At 73.7% G+C, this 17,983-nt stretch carries 19 protein-coding genes; 8 read left to right on the top strand and 11 right to left on the bottom strand.

Annotated elements, in window-relative coordinates:
* Positions 1–43: 43 nt before the first annotated feature.
* Positions 44–2,389, top strand: a complete 2,346-nt coding sequence (locus tag BM396_RS01525; protein ID WP_043383026.1) for a lytic transglycosylase domain-containing protein — start codon at positions 44–46, stop codon at positions 2,387–2,389.
* 284 nt (positions 2,390–2,673) lie between these two features.
* Positions 2,674–3,660, top strand: coding sequence for a catalase family peroxidase (locus tag BM396_RS01520; RefSeq protein ID WP_043383032.1), 987 nt, complete (start codon positions 2,674–2,676; stop codon positions 3,658–3,660).
* Between the two features lie 211 nt (positions 3,661–3,871).
* Here BM396_RS01520 and BM396_RS01510 read toward each other — a convergent pair whose 3' ends face one another.
* Together BM396_RS01510 and BM396_RS01505 are read right to left on the bottom strand one after the other, a co-directional pair.
* Positions 3,872–4,120 carry a hypothetical protein gene (locus BM396_RS01510; RefSeq protein WP_043355915.1) on the bottom strand — a complete coding sequence of 83 codons (249 nt, stop codon included), beginning with the start codon at positions 4,118–4,120 and terminating at the stop codon, positions 3,872–3,874.
* Between the two features lie 141 nt (positions 4,121–4,261).
* Positions 4,262–4,852: a thermonuclease family protein gene (locus BM396_RS01505; protein ID WP_043383037.1), complete on the bottom strand. Its 591-nt coding sequence runs from the start codon at positions 4,850–4,852 to the stop codon at positions 4,262–4,264.
* A 114-nt stretch (positions 4,853–4,966) separates the two neighbouring features.
* Here BM396_RS01505 and BM396_RS01500 point away from each other — a divergent pair, with 114 nt between their 5' ends.
* The 3 genes from BM396_RS01500 to BM396_RS01490 are packed head-to-tail and all read left to right on the top strand — an operon-like array spanning position 4,967 to position 7,320.
* Positions 4,967–5,299 carry a PepSY domain-containing protein gene (locus BM396_RS01500; RefSeq protein WP_043355911.1) on the top strand — a complete coding sequence of 111 codons (333 nt, stop codon included), beginning with the start codon at positions 4,967–4,969 and terminating at the stop codon, positions 5,297–5,299.
* 12 nt (positions 5,300–5,311) lie between these two features.
* Positions 5,312–5,980, top strand: a complete 669-nt coding sequence (locus tag BM396_RS01495) for a response regulator transcription factor (protein WP_043355909.1) — start codon at positions 5,312–5,314, stop codon at positions 5,978–5,980.
* Positions 5,977–7,320, top strand: coding sequence for a sensor histidine kinase (locus BM396_RS01490; protein ID WP_043383040.1), 1,344 nt, complete (start codon positions 5,977–5,979; stop codon positions 7,318–7,320). Before BM396_RS01495 ends, BM396_RS01490 begins: the two co-directional genes overlap by 4 nt.
* A 254-nt stretch (positions 7,321–7,574) precedes the next feature.
* Here BM396_RS01490 and cysC read toward each other — a convergent pair whose 3' ends face one another.
* The 8 genes from cysC to BM396_RS01455 all read right to left on the bottom strand — a co-directional run bounded on the left by cysC (position 7,575) and on the right by BM396_RS01455 (position 13,144).
* Entirely contained in the window at positions 7,575–8,222 is a 648-nt protein-coding gene (gene cysC / locus BM396_RS01485; RefSeq protein ID WP_043383157.1) for an adenylyl-sulfate kinase, read from the bottom strand.
* Between the two features lie 82 nt (positions 8,223–8,304).
* Positions 8,305–9,426, bottom strand: a complete 1,122-nt coding sequence (locus BM396_RS01480) for a hypothetical protein (protein ID WP_043383043.1) — start codon at positions 9,424–9,426, stop codon at positions 8,305–8,307.
* 386 nt (positions 9,427–9,812) lie between these two features.
* The gene (metW, locus tag BM396_RS01475) at positions 9,813–10,511 is read right to left on the bottom strand and encodes a methionine biosynthesis protein MetW (protein WP_043355923.1); all 699 of its coding nucleotides are present in this window, start codon (positions 10,509–10,511) and stop codon (positions 9,813–9,815) included.
* A gap of 98 nt (positions 10,512–10,609) precedes the next feature.
* Positions 10,610–11,815, bottom strand: coding sequence for a homoserine O-acetyltransferase MetX (locus tag BM396_RS01470; protein WP_043355903.1), 1,206 nt, complete (start codon positions 11,813–11,815; stop codon positions 10,610–10,612).
* A 157-nt stretch (positions 11,816–11,972) separates the two neighbouring features.
* Positions 11,973–12,134: a hypothetical protein gene (locus BM396_RS32565; RefSeq protein WP_158713284.1), complete on the bottom strand. Its 162-nt coding sequence runs from the start codon at positions 12,132–12,134 to the stop codon at positions 11,973–11,975.
* A gap of 125 nt (positions 12,135–12,259) precedes the next feature.
* Positions 12,260–12,439: a hypothetical protein gene (locus BM396_RS01465; RefSeq protein ID WP_043355901.1), complete on the bottom strand. Its 180-nt coding sequence runs from the start codon at positions 12,437–12,439 to the stop codon at positions 12,260–12,262.
* 82 nt (positions 12,440–12,521) lie between these two features.
* Entirely contained in the window at positions 12,522–12,689 is a 168-nt protein-coding gene (locus BM396_RS32560; RefSeq protein ID WP_164706390.1) for a hypothetical protein, read from the bottom strand.
* Between the two features lie 158 nt (positions 12,690–12,847).
* Complete coding sequence (locus BM396_RS01455) at positions 12,848–13,144, bottom strand: hypothetical protein (protein ID WP_043355896.1); 297 nt, start codon at positions 13,142–13,144, stop codon at positions 12,848–12,850.
* A gap of 480 nt (positions 13,145–13,624) precedes the next feature.
* On the opposite strand from BM396_RS01455, the gene BM396_RS01450 reads away from it, so the two are divergent.
* Together BM396_RS01450 and BM396_RS01445 are read left to right on the top strand one after the other, a co-directional pair.
* Positions 13,625–14,752: a pyridoxal phosphate-dependent aminotransferase gene (locus tag BM396_RS01450; protein WP_043383046.1), complete on the top strand. Its 1,128-nt coding sequence runs from the start codon at positions 13,625–13,627 to the stop codon at positions 14,750–14,752.
* The gene (locus BM396_RS01445; RefSeq protein ID WP_043353972.1) at positions 14,745–15,689 is read left to right on the top strand and encodes a prephenate/arogenate dehydrogenase family protein; all 945 of its coding nucleotides are present in this window, start codon (positions 14,745–14,747) and stop codon (positions 15,687–15,689) included. Before BM396_RS01450 ends, BM396_RS01445 begins: the two co-directional genes overlap by 8 nt.
* A gap of 22 nt (positions 15,690–15,711) precedes the next feature.
* On the opposite strand, the gene msrA is transcribed toward BM396_RS01445, so the two are convergent.
* Entirely contained in the window at positions 15,712–16,428 is a 717-nt protein-coding gene (gene msrA, locus BM396_RS01440; protein ID WP_043353969.1) for a peptide-methionine (S)-S-oxide reductase MsrA, read from the bottom strand.
* Between the two features lie 142 nt (positions 16,429–16,570).
* Between msrA and trpB the strand changes: the two genes are divergently transcribed.
* Positions 16,571–17,812 carry a tryptophan synthase subunit beta gene (trpB, locus tag BM396_RS01435; RefSeq protein ID WP_043383049.1) on the top strand — a complete coding sequence of 414 codons (1,242 nt, stop codon included), beginning with the start codon at positions 16,571–16,573 and terminating at the stop codon, positions 17,810–17,812.
* Positions 17,813–17,983 lie beyond the last annotated feature (171 nt).

Here is a 17,983-nt window from a genome sequence, read left to right as displayed (position 1 = left end):
CATCCTCGACCTTTCCCGTTCCGGTGATCAGAAGGGGGGAATCGTGACCCGATCCGCGGCCTCGCATCCGGCCTCGAAGCGCACGTCCCTCGCCGCCGCGGCGCTCATCGCCACCGTCGGCGTCGCGCTCGCCGGCCCGGTCGGCCCCGAGCCGTCCGCGACGCTCCCGGCCTCGCAGTCCCCGGCCTCGCAGCCCACGCCGCCGGCGAGCGACGCGCTCCTCCCCACCGGCCAGGTCCAGGGCATGCAGGCCGTGAAGGCCGCCGACCCGGTCGCCGCCGATGCCCTGAAGCTCGACCCGGTCCACGCCTCCGGCGGCGACGACAAGGGCGAGGAACCCGCACGGCCGCTGCCGGCCGCGGCCTCGGCCTACGCCTCCGCCGACCCGGATGCCCCGGTGGCCTTCCCGCTGCCCGACGCCGCCGTCACTCCGGCGGCCCCGGTGCCCGAGGTGCCCGACCCCGCGCGGCCGAAGATCTCCGGCGACACCGACCCGACGCTGCTGCGCGGCGCCATCGACCTCTACCGCAAGGGCCGGGTCGCGGACGGCGACCGGATGCGCGACACCTTCACCGATCCGGCCGCGAAGGCGCTGCTCGAATGGGTGGCGATCCGCGCGGGCGCCGGGATCGGCTTCAACCGCACGGTCGCCTTCGTCCGGGCCAATCCGGACTGGCCGGCCGGCCCGCTGCTGCGCCGCCGGGCCGAGGAGGCGCTGCTCTCCGAGCGGAAATCCCCCGCGATCGTCCGGGCCTATTTCGCCACGGCGAAGCCGGCCAGCGCGCCGGGCAAGTTCGCCCTGGCGCTGGCGCTGCGCGCCGAGGGCTGCGAGGCCGACGCCGCCGAGATGGTCCGCGACCTCTGGCGCACCGAGAGCTTCGGGCGCAGCCTGGAGGCCAAGGTGCTCGACGCCTTCCCGGACGTGCTCACCCGGATCGACCATCGCTACCGGATGGAGCGGGCGCTCCTGAAGGACGATTGGGAGAGCGCCGGCCGGGCGGCCGGCTACGCGGGCGGTGGCTATGCCAGCCTCGTGCGCGCCCGCCGGGCCGTGGAGGACAAGTCCTCCGGCGCCGCGGCCGCGCTCGCCGCGGTGCCGCCGTCGCTGCGCGGGGACGCCTCCTACATCTTCTCCCGGGCGCAGTATTTCCGCCGGGCCGACAAGCCCGAGGCCGCCGCCGCCGTGCTCGCCACGGCGCCGACCAATCCGGACGTGCTGGTCGACGGCGACGAGTGGTGGATCGAGCGCCGGATCGTGGCGCGCAAGCTCCTCGACCTCGGCGATGCCAAGACCGCCTACGCGGTCGCCAGCGCCCCGGCGGCGCGCAGCCCGGAGAAGCGGATCGAGGCCGAGTTCCACGCCGGCTGGATCGCCCTGCGCTTCGCCGGCGATCCGGCGAGCGCCGCGCAGCACTTCGCCCGGATGGCCACGGTCGCGGAGAGCCCGATCTCGCTGGCGCGGGCCGCCTACTGGCAGGGTCGGGCGGCCGAGGCGCTCGGGCAAAAGGACGAGGCGAAGCGCTTCTACGAGCGGGCGGCCCTCCAGCCGATCGCCTATTACGGCCAGGTGGCCCGGGCGCGGCTCGGCCAGACGAGCCTGCCCCTGCGGGCGCCCGCGGACCTCGAGGGGGCCGAACGGCAGGCCTTCGAGGGCCGGCTCTCCATCCGCGCCCTGCGCCTCCTCGGCGAGGCCGGGATCAAGGAGCTGGCCCTGCCGCTCTACATCGACGCCGCCCGGGACCTCTCCGACCCGCGCGAGCTCCAGGCGCTCGGCGACCTCGCCACCGACATGAAGGATCCCCGCGCCCTGGTGGCGATCGGCAAGCTCGCGGTGCAGCGCGGCCTGCCGCTGGACGCCCACGCCTACCCGACGATCGGCATCCCCACCTACGAGACCTTCACGGCGGTGCCGCAGGTGGAGCGGGCCATGGTCTACGCCATCGCCCGGCAGGAGAGCCAGTTCGACCCGCGGGCGCAATCGGGCGTCGGGGCGCGGGGCCTGATGCAGATGATGCCGGCCACGGCGCAACGCACCGCCCGCCGGGTCTCGGCCGCGTTCGACGTCGACCGCCTGACCAGCGATCCCGCCTATTGCGCGAAGCTCGGCCAAGCCCATCTCGGCGAACTGATGGAGGATTGGCGCGGCTCCTACGTGCTCGCCTTCGCCTCCTACAATGCCGGCGGCGGCAACGTGAAGAAGTGGATCGACGCCTACGGCGACCCGCGCCGGGGCGACGTCGACGTGATCGACTGGGTGGAGCGCATCCCCTTCACCGAGACGCGCAACTACGTGCAGCGGGTGATGGAGAACCTGCAGGTCTACCGCTCGCGGCTCGACAGCCGCAGCGCCCTGCTGATCGACGGCGACCTCCACCGTGGGGCGCGGTAGGGTCCCGGAATGAGGCGCGGCCCCCTCTCTCGTGCGGGAGAGGGGGCGCGGGCGCCCCTTCCGGCACGCGGCTGACCATCACGGCGCGCGGAGGGTCGACACCCGCTCGACGCACGAGACTCTCCCGTTCGCGCCGCGGCCCTCCGATACCGACACCCGATTTTCCCGCATTCCGCTCCGCCGCGGCATAGCTTTTGGTTGTGCCTCCCGTGCTTGGCTCCCTAGAAGATGGGCCGGTCCGCCTTGACCGGCTCCCGAGAGCCCGCACCGCCGAGAGGATCCCCATGCTGCATCCGAGATTGGGTTTCGCCCTGCTGCTGAGCACCGTGCTCGCGGCCGGCGCTCCGGCCCTGGCCCAGGAGGCCTCCACCGCCGAGCAGACGATCGACGTGATGAACACGCTGTTCGGCAAGCATCCCGGGGCGCGGGCCAACCACGCCAAGGGCGTGGTCGCCGAGGGCAGCTTCACCCCGTCGCCCGAGGCGGCCAGGATCAGCAAGGCCTCCCTGTTCAAGGGCCCGGCGGTGCCGGTCACGATCCGGTTCTCGGACGCCACCGGCGTCCCGACCATCCCGGACGGGGCGGCCAACGCCAACCCGCACGGCCTCGCGCTCAAGTTCAAGCTGAGCGACGGCTCGGAGATGGACGTCGTCACCAATGCGCTGAAGTACTTCCCCGTCGCCACGGGCGAGGACTTCCGCGACCTCCTGAAGGCCGTCGCCGAGAGCGGCCCGAAGGCGGCCCATCCGACCGCGCTGGAGCGCTTCGCCGCCGCCCACCCGGCCGCCGCCACGGCGGGGGGAACCGCCAAGACCCCGTCGAGCCTCGCCCGGCAGACCTATAACGGCGTCAACGCCTTCATCTTCGTGGATTCCGCCGGCAAGCGGCAGCCGTTCCGGTTCCGCTTCGTGCCCGTGGAGGGCGAGGAGATCCTCCCGCCCGAAGAGGCGGCCAAGCGCGATCCGAACTTCCTGATGGCCGAGATCGGCCCGCGGGTCGCCAAGACGCCGGCGAAATTCAGGATGCTGGCCCAGCTCGCCGAGCCGGGCGACCCGACCAACGACGCCACCAAGCCCTGGCCGGACGACCGCAAGACGGTCGATCTCGGCACCGTGACGGTGAGCACGGTGGTGCCCGACAGCGCCGAGGCCGAGAAGGCGCTGCTGTTCATGCCCAACAACCTGACCGACGGGATCGAGGTCTCGGACGATCCGCTGATCGATGCCCGCGTCCAGGCCTACGCGGTCTCGTTCAGCCGCCGCTCGCAGTAGGGCGGCCCGGCCGGATGGGGATCCCGGACCCGCGGCCTCATGCTGCGGTGCCGGAGCGCGGCGGAGGCCCCGAAGATGGCCCCGAAAACGGCCCCGAAGGCGGCCTCCGGCCCGTCGCGCGATCCCTCGAGCCCGCCGTCGAGGCCCGCTGACGCGGTCACCTCAGGATGAGGCCGGGGGTGGGCGGACGCCCCCCTCGATCCGCCCCGGATCAGCGGCTCGTCCCGGCCGCCGGGGCGGGCGGCGCCTTCGCGTCCCCGGTCCGCCCCTTGCTCTCGACCGAGCCCGTGCGGGCGCCGTCCCGGATGGCCCCCGTGCCGCTGAGGCCGCCGGCGCCCATGCTGGTCGTGGACGCGCCGGCATCCGTGCGTCCGTCGGCCTTGCCGTCTTGCCCCTCGGCGGCGGCCGCCGCGCCGGTGAGCAGGACGGCGAGCAGGATTGTCGCGTTCAGGATCCTCATGGGGCCTCCGCAAGTCCAAGTGCGCCATTTCACGTGCGCTATTTCAGGTGCGCCATTCCAGGTGCGCCCCGGACGGGCCTAAGGGTCCAACCGGGCGCAGCCGGGCGCGTTCCCGGGGGAGGGCCGGTCGTCGGCCGGTCGTCACCCGGCGGCGCCGAGAGACGCGGCGGCGCGCCGGCCCCGCCGCTCGGCGGGATCTTGGAACACCCCCGACCACAGGCCGAGGCGCCGCCCCCAGGCGCGGTCCGCCGCCGCCGCGTAATCCGGCGCCACGTCCCGATCGGGCAGGGCGAGGCCCTGCGCCACCATCCAGGCCCCGAGATCCGCCTCGCCGACCCGGCAGAGCGCCGTCGCCGCGTCCCCGGTCCCATGGCCCCGCGGCTCGCAGGCGACGGCCGCCCCGCCGATCCGCTCGGCCAGCGCCCGGGCGGCGTCCCGGCCGCACGGGTAGGGCCGGTCCTGGGCGTCCGCGCAGGTCGCGTCGGCCTCCGGCGCGGCGATCCCGAACAGGCTGACTGCGCGGGTGCCGACGCGCAGCGTGCCGCCGTCGATCACCTGGGCGGGGCCGCGCAGGATCTCGCCGGCCCGGGCGGGGGCGTGCCAGGACAGGCCGCCCGCCAGCAGCGCGGCGAGGAGCGGCAGGCGCGAGCGGCCGGCCTTGTCGTCCGGGCAGAGGAGGGTGCCGGCGAGGCCGGCCGCGCAGGCGAGGAGGATACCGACGAAGAGCGACATGGTCTCAGGTCTCCGGAAGGGCTATGGCCGCCCTTGTGCCGAAGCGCCGCCCCGCGACCCTGACACCGCCTGTCAGCGTCCCGTCAGGCGGCACGGCTTAAGCCTGCTGCCCGCATGAGCCCGTTCCCGCCCCGCCGCCTCCACCGCCTCGTCGGCCGCGTCCTGGCCCTCGGCCTGCTGGCCGCCCTCGCGGGCGGGCCCCTGCACGCCTCCGAGGATGCCGACCGCGCCCGCCGGGCCCTGGAGCGGGGCGAGATCCGCCCCCTCGACGCGGTGCTGGAGGCGGCCCGGGCGGCGGTTCCGGGGGATGTCGTGTCGGTCGATCTCAAGCACGACGAGGGGCACTGGCTGTACAAGCTGCGCATCCTCGGGGCCGACGGGAAGCGCCGGACCGTGAAGGTCGATGCCGGCACGCTGAAGATCCTGGACGAGGACGACGATGATTGAGGAGGCCGGGCCGTGCGCGTCCTGATCGTCGAGGACGAGCCGCGCATCGCCGCCGACATCCGGCAGGGGCTGGAGATGGCCGGCTACGTCGCCGACGTGGTGGCGGACGGCGAGGCGGCGTGGTTCCGCGCCGAGACCGAGCCCTACGACGCGATGGTGCTGGATCTCGGCCTGCCGCGGCTCGACGGGCTCGGGGTGCTGCGCCGCCTGCGCGCCGCCGACGTCGCCCTGCCGGTCCTGATCCTCACCGCCCGGGACGGCTGGCGCGAGCGCGTCGAGGGCATCGACGCCGGCGCCGACGACTACCTCGTCAAGCCGTTCCGGATGGAGGAGCTGGTGGCGCGGCTCCGGGCGATCCTGCGGCGCACCGCCGGCCACGCCTCGCCGGTGCTGCGCGTCGGCGCGGTGGAGCTCGACACCCGCACCCGCGCGGTCAGCGTCGACGGACGGCCCACGGAGCTGACCGCCCTGGAATACCGGCTCCTCGCCTTCCTGCTGCACCGCCAGGGACAGGTCGTGCCGGCGGGGGAGCTGCTCGACCACCTCCACGGGGTCGGGACCGAGCGCGAGGCGAACGCCCTGGAGGCGCTCCTGACGCGCCTGCGCCGCAAGCTCGGGCCGGGGGTGATCGAGACCCGGCGGGGCCACGGCTATCTGGTCCCCGGACCGGGTGGATCGTGAGGCGCGACTCCCTCCGCCTCCGGCTCGGCCTCGCGGCGGCCGCCCTGATCGCCCTGGCGCTGGTGCTCGCCGGGATCGGCCTCACGGTGATCCTCGACCGGGTGCTCGACGCCCGCACCGTCGCGGAGCTGGACCGGACCGCCAAGCTCATCGCCGGGCGGGTCGGCCTCGCGCCGGACGGGGCGCCGACGCTGTCCCGGGACCTGCCGGACCCGCGCTTCGCCACGCCCTATGGCGGCCTTTACTGGCAGGTGGAGGCGGGATCGCACCTGCTGCGCTCGCGCTCCCTCTGGGACAAGAGCCTCGACCTCGGCCGGGCCGGAGCAGGTGCGCAGACCCCCGCCACCCTCGACACGACCGGGCCCGACGGCGGAAGGCTCATCGCGGTGGTGCGGCCGGTCCAGATCGGCGCGCAGGGCTCCGAGACCGCGCTGCGGGTCGCGGTGGCGGAGGACCGGCGCAGCCTCGCGGCGAGCCGGACCACCTTCCTGCGCCTGCTCGTCCCGGCCCTCGTCGCCCTGTTCGTCGTCCTGACGCTGGCGATGGGCCTGTTCGTGCGCCGGGCGCTCGGCCCGTTCCGGGTGCTGCAGGCGGAGCTCCTGGCGGTCCATTCCGGGCGGCGGGCGCGGCTGCCGGAGCAGTTCCCCGACGAGGTCCGGCCGCTGGTCACCGACCTCAACCGGCTGCTCGACGCGCAGGAGCGGGCCCTGATCCGCGCCCGCGACGCCGCCGCCGACATGGCCCACGGCCTCAAGACCCCGCTGGCGGTGCTGGACGCCCTGGCGCGCCGGACCGGGCCGGCCGACCCGGCGCTGGCGGCCGAGATCGCCGAGCAGGCGCGGGCCATGGGCGGGCAGGTGGAGCGGGCGCTGACCCGGGCGCGGATCGCCGCCGCGGGCGACCTGCGCCGGAGAAGCTGCCGGGTCGCCCCGGTGGCGGAGCGCCTGGTCGCGACCCTGCGCCGGCTGCCGGAGGGGGAGTCCCTCGACTGGGCGGTGGCGGTGCCGGAAACCCTCGCCTATCCCGGCGACGAGGGCGAGCTGATGGAGGTGCTGGGCAACCTCCTCGACAATGCCCGCAAATGGGCGCACCGGCGGGTCCGCGTCACCGGGACGATCGCCGGCCGCCCGAGCCTCGCCGTCGCGGATGACGGCCCCGGCATGAGCCCGGCGGCGATCGCCGGCATCGGCCGCGGCCAGCGCTGGGACGAGAGCCGGCCGGGCACCGGCTTCGGCATCGCCATCGCCCGCGACGTCGCCGAGGCCGCGGGCGCCCAGCTCGAGTTCGGGCGGTCGGAGATGGGGGGCCTGCGGGCGGGGCTGAGCTGGCCGGGCGCGTAGGGACACCCGGAGCCGCTGGCGGGCGCGGCCTGCCCCCTCTCCCGTTCGGGCGAGGGTTGGGGTGAGGGACCGGACGCTTCAGGACGGCGCGCGCTGTCGACGCGCAGGCACGGTGCGCCTCGTCCGGACAGCTCCCGACCCTCACCCTGTCCCTCTCCCGCACGGGAGAGGGGCCCCGCGCCCGGTTTCGGATCGTCGGCCCGTCCGCCGCTCGACAGGCCGCGAGCGGCGTCGGATGATCCCGGTCGCGCCGCTCACCCCCGCGGCTTCGCCGCCTCGGCGGCCCGGCTCAGCCGCATCAGCCGCGCGCTCAAGGCGCGGGCGCAGGCGTCCGTGCTGCGGCCCTCCGTGGTGATCGTCAGGTCCGGCTGCTCCGGCGCCTCGTAGGGCGCCGAGATGCCGGTGAAGCCCGGGATGCGGCCGGCGCGGGCCAGCCGGTACAGGCCCTTCGGATCCCGGGCCTCGCACAGGCCCAGCGGCGTATCGACGAACACCTCCAGGAACGGGATGTCGCCGGCGATCCGGCGGGCCAGCGCCCGGTCGGCCCGGTAGGGCGAGATCAGCGAGACGATCACCACCGCGCCCGATTCGGCCATCAGCCGCGCCACCTCGGCGGTGCGCCGGACGTTCTCGGCGCGGTCCTCCGGCGAGAAGGCGAGGTCGGCGTTCAGCCCGTGGCGGAGGTTGTCGCCGTCGAGGACGGCGCTGTGCCGGCCGCCCGCCACGAGGATCCGGTCGGCCTCGACCGCGAGGGTCGACTTCCCGGCCCCCGACAGGCCGGTGAGCCACGCGATCACCGGGACCTGGCCGAGGCGCGCCCAGCGCGCCTCCCGGGCCTGGAGGGGGTGCCAGGTCACGGGGCCCGGAGGGAGGCCGGTCGGGATCTTCTGCAAGACGCACATATCCACCGCCTGGGGCAGCGTGCGCGGAGGCGGCTGCCGGTCTTTGGACATCGACACGGGATCGGGGGGCCGGCGCGGGCCGTTAGGGCACGCGCCAGACCGGGCAGCCGACGGCCTCGCCGAGCCGCGCCTGGCATTCCTCCAGGATGTGGGCCGTCCGCCACCACCATGCGGGCGGGGACCGGAAGGCGGCCTGCGCCGTCGCCGCCCGCACCAGCGCATCGACCGCCGCCTCCGTCTCCGGCGCGATCGGCCCGGCGGCGAGTTCGTTCGGCGGTGCCGCGGGGGCGGGATCGATGACCGCGTCCCAGGACTGCCCCCAGCAGGCGGCGGCGAAGCGCGCGTTTGCGGCCGCGTAGCGCGCCGCGACGCGGGCCAGACCGTCCGGCGCATCGCCGCGGAACCGCTCGGCATCGAGCCCCCGCGCCCAGGCCCACTCGTCGAGGACATGGCCGAGCAGGCGGGGATGCCCGGTCACCTGACGGTGGACCCCGAGCCGGTACAGGCGGCGCGACGCCTCGACCGCGACGGGTCCGGAACTCCGGTTCGTGCGGTATTCCAGGTCGGCGGGACCGAGGAGCGGCGCGAGGCGCGCGCCCAGGCCGAGCCCGTCGACCAGCCGCGCCAGCAGCGGGGCGTCGGACCGGCGGTCGCGGTACGGCAGGGCGGTGACGCGCCCTGCGGCGGCACGCAGCCAGGGCTCGAGCCGGGCCGCGTAGTCGTAGCGCCCGGACGCGCCCTCGGAGCGCAGGAAGCCGCGGAACGTGCGGCCCTCGGCGACGACCTGAGCCCGCAGGGCATAGGCCGAGGCCAGCTGCTCACCCTGCGGCTTGACCACGAGCGCCGCCTCCAGGGCGAAGCCGCGGCGCGCGAAGAGGTCGGACAGGATCTCGGGCACGCGCCAGAGCGGGCGCTGGACGGAAAAATCCTCGTACGAGAGCACGACCGTGTCGGCCGGCGTGGTGGCGAGGATCGCGTCGAGCCGCGCGAGGGCCTCGCGGCGCTCCGCGGCGCCGCGGCGGCGGTCCAGCGCTTGGCCGAGCCGGTAGTGATTGACGTCGTCGCTGCCGGGGGCGCCCGGCGGGGCGAGGTTCGGGTAACAGATCCCGACCGAGGCGAGGCGGGGGCGCAGGCGGGCCAGCACCTCCTGAAACGCGGTGGAGCCGGTTCGCGGCATCCCGATGTGAACGATCGCGCGGCGCACGTGTCCTGTCGACCCTGCTGGATTTCGTGATTGCGGCAAGTCTTCCGCACAGCCGGACACAGTCCACGACCCCTCGTGGACGCGCACGTCTCGGGAAAACGCCAAACGAATCCGTAATCACGGTCCGATCACGGGAACGCGACCAGAAATAGCCAAGCTCCGTTTCTGCTCTATTTCGGATCGGGCAACGCGCGTCGGGCAAAGCGCGTCGGGCAGGGCGCGCATGCCGGCCCCTCCGAGGGAGGCGCGGAGGGAGGCGCGGCGCAGCCTCCGTGCGGGACAGGGGGCTGGGGACGCGAGGCCCGATCCCGGCGCCTCGGAGCGCGGCGGACGGCGATCCAGGGCCCCTGCAGGGCGCGGCGCCGAGGCGGCGCCGCGTTCGCGCGCTAGCTTCCGGCGTCCTCGCGGCGGAGCAGGAACACGCCCTGCGCGCCGAACAGGTTCCAGACCCACCAGGGCATGGAGAACCGCATCGGCCTGCCGCGGGCGTCGAGCGCCGTCGCGTGCTCGATCCGCGCGCCGATCAGGCGGCACAGGCCGACGAAGTCGCGGATCGTGCAATGGTGGATGTTGGGGGTCTCCCACCACGCGTCCGGCATGATCTCGGTGACCGGCATGCGCCCGCGGAAGGCGAGTTCGGACCGCACGCGCCAGTGCCCGAAATTCGGGAACGAGATGATCACCTGCCGGCCGATGCGCAGCAGGTGCTCCAGCACCACCCGGGGGTTGCGGGTCGCCTGGATGGTCTGGGACAGGACCACCACGTCGAAGGCGCCGTCCGGGTAGTTGGCGAGGTCGGTGTCGGCGTCGCCCTGGATCACCGACAGGCCCCGGGCGAGGCACGCATTCACGCCCTCGCGGGACAATTCGATCCCGCGCCCGTCGATGCCCCGGCGGTCGCGCAGCAGCGCCAGCAGCGAGCCGTCGCCGCAGCCGATGTCGAGGACCCGGGCGCCCGCCGGCACGAGGCCGAGCACGACGATATGGTCGACCCGGGCGCCGTTGCCCTCGCCGGCATGGGGGAGGGCGTCCGCGCTCTCCCAGGGTGCGCCGTGCGGGGCCTGTCCGAGGGAATGCTTGCCCATGGAATGCTTGCCCATGGAATGCTTGCCCAGGGCGTGCTTGCCCAGAGCGTGCTTGCCCAGGGGCAGCTTGCCGAACATCATCTTGCCGGACCCGCCGCTCACAGGCCGCGCGCCCGGGCGGCGGCGTCGATGAAGCCGCGGGCGGCCGAGAACATCGCCGGCTCGTCGAGCAGGAAGGCGTCGTGGCCCTTGTCGCTCTCGACCTCCACGAAGGCGACCGGCGCCGCGGCGGCGTTCAGCGCATGGACGATCGCCCGGGAATCGCGGGTCGGGAACAGCCAGTCCGACGTGAAGGAGATCACGCAGAAGCGCGTCTTCGTCCCCCGGAAGGCGTTGGCGAGCACGCCGCCATGGTCCTCGGCGAGGTCGAAATAGTCCATCGCCCGGGTCAGGTAGAGGTAGGCGTTGGCATCGAACCGCTCGACGAAGCTCAGGCCCTGGTGGCGCAGATAGCTCTCGATCTGGAAGTCGGCGTTGAACGAGAAGGTCGGCGCCGATCCGCCCTGGAACCGGCGGCCGAACTTGCGATGCAACGCCGGCTCGGAGAGATAGGTGATGTGCGCGCCCATCCGGGCGACGCCCAAGCCCTTGGCGGGCCGCGTGCCCGCCTCGAGGTAGCGCCCGTCCGCCCAGGCCGGATCGGCCATGATCGCCTGCCGGCCGACCTCGTGGAAGGCGATGTTCTGCGCCGAATGGCGGGGGCCCGTGGCGATCGGCATCGCGGCGAAGACGCGCTCGGGATAGAGGGCCGCCCATTGCAGCACCTGCATCCCCCCCATCGAGCCGCCGATGCACAGGAAGAGGTCGTGGATGCCCAGGTGCTCCAGCAGCATCAGTTGGGCGCGGACCATGTCGCGGATCGTGACCAGCGGGAAGTTCAGCCCGTAGGGCCGCCCCGTCGCCGGGTCGATCGAGGCCGGCCCGGTGGAGCCCATGCAGGAGCCGATGACGTTCGAGCAGACGACGAAGTAGCGGTCCGTGTCGATCGGCTTGCCGGGGCCGACCAGGGTCTCCCACCAGCCGGGCTTGCCGGTCACCGGGTGGGTGTGGGCGAAATACTGGTCGCCGGTGAGCGCGTGGCAGATGAGGACCGCGTTCGAGCGCGCGGCGTTGAGCGTGCCGGCGGTCTGGTAGGCGATCTGGAACGGGGCGAGTTCGATGCCCGCATCGGTGAGCAGCGGCGTGTCCGCTGAAAACCGCGCCACCGGGCTCTTCGGGTCGAGCGCCTGCGAGCGCTCGGACGCGCGCCGTGCCGGCTCGTCGATCGGGTCCGGCCTCAGGGCCGTGTCCGGTTGGGTGTCCATGGCGGGTCGCGACGACCGTGTATCCGTTCGGATCCGAACCGGGAGAGCATCGTGCCGCCAGACGCGCCGCACTCGCCCGACGCGGCCAGCCCTGCGGAGGTAATGCGCGGGGGCCCGAGCGTCAACGCGCGCAGGCCGGCGGCCGCCGCCGGGTTACTCAGGCGGGGTCTTGCCCGTCGGGGACGCCGGATGTCCAATCGGACGCGCGCGTCCGGATCTCGGTCGCCGAGGCGCCGGTCACGGCGCGTTGCGCGCGCAGCCATGCGGGTTCGACCAAGCCGGCCGCACCGTCCAGGACGAAGTTGAGAACGACGCTCATCTCGACACCTCCATCGCGCGCTGTCGTCGCGATGGCGCAGGTCTACGGCGGGCAGGCGGCCGCGACGGTGCGCCCGGACACGCAGGATCCCGGGAACGGGGCCGTGCCGCCGCAGCGGATGCCGCTCACGCGAGCGGCGCGGCCATCACGGCCAGCCCCAGGGCCGGAAGGCCGAGGGCGAGGGCGGCGCGGGCATCCAGCCGATCCGCGCCGACGCCCGCCCGCCAGTGACGGCTCGCAGCACTTTCGATCAATATCCCGGTGAGAACGAGACCGCAGCCGATCAGGGCCTGCATCGAAACCATGAATCCCTCGCCCAGCCGGCCGCACGTCCTGGCGCGGCGCCTGATTGCCGGTGGGAAAGTGCGTCCTGGGGCTGGCGGTTCCTCAGCGCATCGCAGCCGCGCAGGCCGCGAAGACCAGGGCGGCCCCGGCGGCCGTGATGCAGCCGTTGGCCCAGGGCGCCGGCTCGACACGGCGCAGGCGACAATCCGCGGCGAGCGAAACGAGGATCCCGATCAGGAACAGGCTGCAGGGGATCAGGTCACCGGGCATCGTCGATCCATCCAGGCGCATGCAGGGCGCGGCACGCCCGACGCGCCCCCGTTCTCCGGGTTCAACAGGCCGAAACGTGGCGAGTGCCCCGCGGCATTTGCGCGTCGCCGATTTGCCGCGGCGCGCCCGGATGGATCGAGCCCGTCAGAGCTTGCCGTTCAGAGCTTGGCCGAGGCGGGCCGGGTGTCGAAATCCTCGGGCCCCAGATCCAGGAGATCGTTCGGGGTCTCGGTCCGGTCGTAGGCCTGGCTCGCCGCGGCCTCGATCACCGCCTGGTTGCGGGCGAACAGCTCCAGGGGCGCGAGGTCGGCCCCGCCGCCGAATTGCTGACGCAGCACGGGGATCGGGACCTCGACCGCGATCACCCGCTGGCCGTTGGTCATGCCGAAGCGGATCAGCGTGTCGTCGGCGGGGAGGATGTGGGCGCCGCCGTCCAGGTATCGTTCGAGGGGCATGAATGGGGTCCTTCGCATGGGGCGCCTGCCGGCGGAGCGCCGGCATTGAGCCATGACTTCGTGCGGGCGTACAAGACGCCGCAGCGCCGTCCGATCCATCCCGGATCGGGTCCGTCTCGAATCGTCGGCGCGGTCGGGAGCGCCCGGGTCGGGACAGGGCTCGGATCGGGTGGCCCCGGCCTGCGGAACTCGGTCTGCCGGACGCGGCGGGACCGGCGCATCCCATGACCAATGGCCACGCCACGCGCCTTCCCTCGCCGCGGCGTGCAGCCTCGAACCCGGACCACGAGTCCCGCCGGGATCGGATCGAGGCGGCGCGCGACCGGCGTGGCGCCCCGGGCTGCGTGATTGCGCCTCAGGATATCCGGACGCGCTCACCGGGACCGGCGCCCCTGAAGCGGGCCCGGGTTCACCGGCAAAGGAAATGCTGTAGACGGACGCGGAACCGACCGAACCCCGCGCATCCCGAGTCGCACCGCAATGTCCGCCCTCCGCCCCGCCCGTCCGGAACCGCGCCCCGGCGTCCTGGCGATCGACACCTACGTGCCCGGCAAGAGCGGGCGGCCCGGCGGCGGCACGGTCTACAAGCTCTCCTCCAACGAGACGCCCCTCGGCGCGAGCCCCGCGGCGCTCGCCGCCCTCCACGCGGCGACCGCCAAGCTCGAGACCTACCCGGACGGGCGCGCCACGGCGCTGCGCACCGCCATCGCCAGGCGCTACGGGCTCGATCCTGAGCGGATCGTCTGCGGGGCGGGATCGGACGAGCTGCTCTCGCTGCTGGCCTACGCGTATGCCGGGCCGGGCACCGAGGGCATCTACTCGGAGCACGGCTTCCTCGTGTACCGGATCGCCATCCTGGCCTCGGGGGGCGAGCCGGTGGTGGCGCCCGAGCGCGACCTCACCGTGGACGTCGACGCGATCCTGGCTCGGGTCACGGACCGGACGCGGATCGTCTACGTCACGAACCCCAACAACCCGACCGGCACCTACCTGCCCTTCGACGAGATCCGCCGCCTCCACGCCGGCCTGCCGCCGCACGTGCTGCTGGTGATCGACGGCGCCTATGCCGAATACGTCCGGGCGAACGACTACTCGGCCGGGCTCGAACTCGCGCTCGAAGCCGAGAACGTGGTGATGACCCGCACCTTCTCGAAGATCCACGGGCTGGCCGCCGTGCGGATCGGCTGGATGGTCGCGCCGTCGCACGTGGCGGACGCGGTCAACCGGATCCGGGGGCCGTTCAACGTCTCGGGGCCGGCGATCGCCGCGGGCTCGGCCGCCATCGCAGACGAGGCGCACATGGCCGCCGCCGCGGCCCACAACGCCGAGTGGCTGCCGAAGCTCACCGAGGGCGCCCGGGCGCTCGGCCTCACGGTCACGCCGAGCGTCGCGAACTTCCTGCTGATCCACTTCCCCGACGCGCCCGGCCGCTCGGCGGCGGATGCCGACGCGTTCCTGACCGAGCGCGGCCTCATCACCCGCCGGGTCACCGCCTACGGCCTGCCCAACGCCCTGCGGGTGACGGTGGCCGGCGCCGAGGCGAACACGGCCTTCCTGGCGGCGCTCGGCGACTTCGTGCGTGGCGCCCAGGGGAGCACCCATGCCTGAGGCGCTCAAGGCCGAGAGGCCCGCCGTCGACCGTCTCGCCATCGTCGGCCTCGGGCTGATCGGATCCTCGATCGCCCGAGCGGCGCGCCGCTACGGGCTCGCCCGCACCATCGTGGCCGTCGACCGGGACGAAGCCGTGCGCGACCGGGTGCGCGAACTCGGCATCGCCGACGCGGTCACGGGCGACCCGGCGGAGGGCGCGGCCGACACCGACCTCGTGATCCTGTGCGTGCCGGTGGGCGCCATCGGCGCCGCGGCGGCCGAGATGATGCCGCATCTGAAAGCCGGCGCGATCGTGTCGGATGTCGGCTCGGTGAAGGGCGCCGTGGTGGCGGCGATCCGGCCGCACCTGCCCGAGGGCGTCGCCCTGGTCCCCGGCCACCCGATCGCCGGAACCGAGTTCTCGGGGCCGGATGCGGGCTTCGCGACCCTGTTCCAGGGCCGCTGGTGCATCCTGACCCCGCCCGAGGGCACCGATCCGGCGGCGGTCGAGACCGTCCGCGCCCTGTGGGCGGGGATGGGCGCCAATGTCGAGACGATGAGCGCCGAGCACCACGACCACGTGCTGGCGATCACCAGCCACCTGCCGCACCTGATCGCCTACAACATCGTCGGCACCGCCGCGGACCTCGAATCGGCGACGCAGTCCGAGGTGATCAAGTTCTCGGCCAGCGGATTCCGCGACTTCACCCGCATCGCCGCCTCCGACCCGACCATGTGGCGGGACATCTTCCTCAACAACCGCGAGGCGGTGCTGGAGATGCTCGGACGGTTCAACGAGGACCTGTCGGCGCTCGCCAAGGCGGTGCGCTGGGGCGACGGCGACGCGCTCCACGCGATGTTCACCCGCACCCGGGCGATCCGGCGCAGCATCGTGGCGCAGGGCCAGGAGACCGCGGCGCCGGATTTCGGCCGGCCGCGGCCACCGGAGGAATAGCGGACCGCGCCGGGCCGCCCGCTCAGGCCGGCGGGCGGTTGACCAGAACCGGCTGCGCCGCCGTCCGCTCCGGGAACAGGCTGCGCAGCGCCTCCAGCTTCGGCGCATCGTTGGCGGCGATGTACGGGTGGCCGGGATGCAGGGCCATGAAGTCCTGGTGGTAACCCTCGGCCGGGTAGAACGCGGCCGCCGGCTCGATCCGGGTGGCGACCGGCCGCGCATAGGCCTTGGCCGCGTCGAGCTGGGCGATGTAGGCCTTCGCCACCCGCGCCTGCTCGGCATCCTGCGGGAACAGGGCCGAGCGGTACTGGTGCCCGGTATCGGGCCCCTGGCGATCCACCTGGGTCGGGTCGAGGGCCACCGAGAAGAAGATCCGCAGGAGCTCGTCGTAGCGGATCGCGGCCGGGTCGTAGGTGACCGAGACCGCCTCGGCATGGCCGGTCCCGCCGCCGCTCACCGTCCGGTAATCGGCCTCCGCGCGGGTGCCGCCGGCATAGCCCGACACCGCATTGCTCACGCCGCGCAGGTGCTGGAACACCCCCTGCACGCCCCAGAAGCAGCCGCCGGCGAACACCGCGACGCGCGGCCCCGGCGGCTCGGCGGAGCGGGTCGCGGCCTCCGGCAGGCGCCGGGGCGCTTCCTCGGCGAAGGCCGGAAGCCGGGGGAGCAGGACGGCCCCTGCGAGTCCGAGCCCGAGGGCGGCCCCGAGGAGCGTGCGGATTCGATCGCGATGTGCCATTCTATCCTCCTGCCGGAAACCAACAGGGTGTTCGCCCCGTGGCCCGAACCGGTTACGCGGGCGGGACGCCGCATTGCAGCCGCGCCCGCATGGGTCTACGCACCCGCAACAGATCGACCCCAGCGACCGCAGGACCCGTCCCGTGACCATCGCCCCCGAGCCCAACTCCTTCCGCACCGGTCCCGACGAGCGCGGCCGCTTCGGCATCTTCGGCGGCCGTTTCGTCGCCGAGACGCTGATGCCGCTGATCCTGGAGCTGGAAGCCGCCTACGAGGCCGCCAAGGTCGATCCGGCCTTCGCGGCCGACATGGCGAGCTACGGCACCCACTATATCGGCCGGCCGAGCCCGCTCTACTATGCCGAGCGGCTGACCGAGCACCTGCGCGCCAAGGCTCCGGCCGGGCAGGGGGCCAAGGTCTATTTCAAGCGTGAGGAGCTGAACCATACCGGCTCCCACAAGGTGAACAACGTGCTGGGCCAGATCCTGCTGGCCCGGCGCATGGGCAAGCCGCGGATCATCGCCGAGACCGGCGCGGGCCAGCACGGCGTCGCCACCGCGACGCTCTGCGCGCGCTTCGGCCTCAAGTGCGTCGTCTACATGGGCGCGGTCGACGTCGCCCGGCAGGCGCCCAACGTCTTCCGCATGAAGATGCTCGGCGCCGAGGTGATCCCGGTGGAATCCGGCACCCGGACCCTCAAGGATGCCATGAACGAGGCCCTGCGCGACTGGGTCACCAACGTCGCCGACACGTTCTACTGCATCGGGACCGTCGCCGGGCCGCACCCCTATCCGGCCATGGTGCGCGACTTCCAGTCGGTGATCGGGCGTGAGACCCGGGAGCAGATGATCGCCCAGGAGGGCCGCCTCCCGGATTCGCTGGTCGCCTGCATCGGCGGCGGCTCCAACGCCATGGGCCTGTTCCACCCGTTCCTGGACGACCGCGAGGTCGAGATCTTCGGGGTCGAGGCGGCCGGCCACGGGGTTCATTCCGGCCTGCACGCGGCCTCGCTCACCGGCGGCAAGCCGGGCGTGCTGCACGGCAACCGCACCTACCTGCTGATGGACGCGGACGGACAGATCGCCGACGCGCACTCGATCTCGGCCGGGCTGGACTATCCCGGCATCGGGCCCGAGCACGCGTGGCTGCACGAGACGGGTCGCGTCACCTACATCTCGGCGACGGACACCGAAGCCCTCGAGGCGTTCAAGCTCTGCTCGATGCTGGAGGGCATCATCCCGGCCCTTGAGCCGACCCACGCCCTGTCCAAGGTTCTGGAACTGGCGCCGCAGCGCCCGGCCGAACACCTGATGGTGATCAATCTCTGCGGTCGCGGCGACAAGGACATCCCGCAGGTGGCGGAGATCTTCGGGACGACGCTCTGAGGGCCGGCGCCCCCGGGACGCACCCCTCTTCCCGGACGCCCGGAACGCCGTGGACGGCGATCCGGGATCCGGCAGACGAAGCGCGGCGGAACGGGCCTGCGCGTTTCGGGCGGACGCTTCGCGACGTCCGGCGCGGGATCCCGGGCCGCCATCCACTGGCGTCGCACGCGC

Source organism: Methylobacterium sp. UNCCL125, assembly GCF_900116795.1.
GTDB classification, from domain to species: domain Bacteria; phylum Pseudomonadota; class Alphaproteobacteria; order Rhizobiales; family Beijerinckiaceae; genus Methylobacterium; species Methylobacterium fujisawaense.
This window is presented reverse-complemented; position numbering and strand designations above follow the sequence as displayed.

Coding starts and splice junctions, on each gene's coding strand:
- BM396_RS01500 (WP_043355911.1), top strand. CDS start 4,967: ATGAGCCCGTTCCCGCCCCGCCGCCTCCACCGCCTCGTCGGCCGCGTC.
- BM396_RS01445 (WP_043353972.1), top strand. CDS start 14,745: ATGCCTGAGGCGCTCAAGGCCGAGAGGCCCGCCGTCGACCGTCTCGCC.
- BM396_RS32565 (WP_158713284.1), bottom strand. CDS start 12,134: ATGAGCGTCGTTCTCAACTTCGTCCTGGACGGTGCGGCCGGCTTGGTC.
- BM396_RS01470 (WP_043355903.1), bottom strand. CDS start 11,815: ATGGACACCCAACCGGACACGGCCCTGAGGCCGGACCCGATCGACGAG.
- BM396_RS01510 (WP_043355915.1), bottom strand. CDS start 4,120: ATGAGGATCCTGAACGCGACAATCCTGCTCGCCGTCCTGCTCACCGGC.
- BM396_RS01450 (WP_043383046.1), top strand. CDS start 13,625: ATGTCCGCCCTCCGCCCCGCCCGTCCGGAACCGCGCCCCGGCGTCCTG.
- msrA (WP_043353969.1), bottom strand. CDS start 16,428: ATGGCACATCGCGATCGAATCCGCACGCTCCTCGGGGCCGCCCTCGGG.
- metW (WP_043355923.1), bottom strand. CDS start 10,511: ATGGGCAAGCATTCCCTCGGACAGGCCCCGCACGGCGCACCCTGGGAG.
- BM396_RS01505 (WP_043383037.1), bottom strand. CDS start 4,852: ATGTCGCTCTTCGTCGGTATCCTCCTCGCCTGCGCGGCCGGCCTCGCC.
- BM396_RS01520 (WP_043383032.1), top strand. CDS start 2,674: ATGCTGCATCCGAGATTGGGTTTCGCCCTGCTGCTGAGCACCGTGCTC.
- BM396_RS01465 (WP_043355901.1), bottom strand. CDS start 12,439: ATGGTTTCGATGCAGGCCCTGATCGGCTGCGGTCTCGTTCTCACCGGG.
- cysC (WP_043383157.1), bottom strand. CDS start 8,222: ATGTGCGTCTTGCAGAAGATCCCGACCGGCCTCCCTCCGGGCCCCGTG.
- BM396_RS32560 (WP_164706390.1), bottom strand. CDS start 12,689: ATGCCCGGTGACCTGATCCCCTGCAGCCTGTTCCTGATCGGGATCCTC.
- BM396_RS01455 (WP_043355896.1), bottom strand. CDS start 13,144: ATGCCCCTCGAACGATACCTGGACGGCGGCGCCCACATCCTCCCCGCC.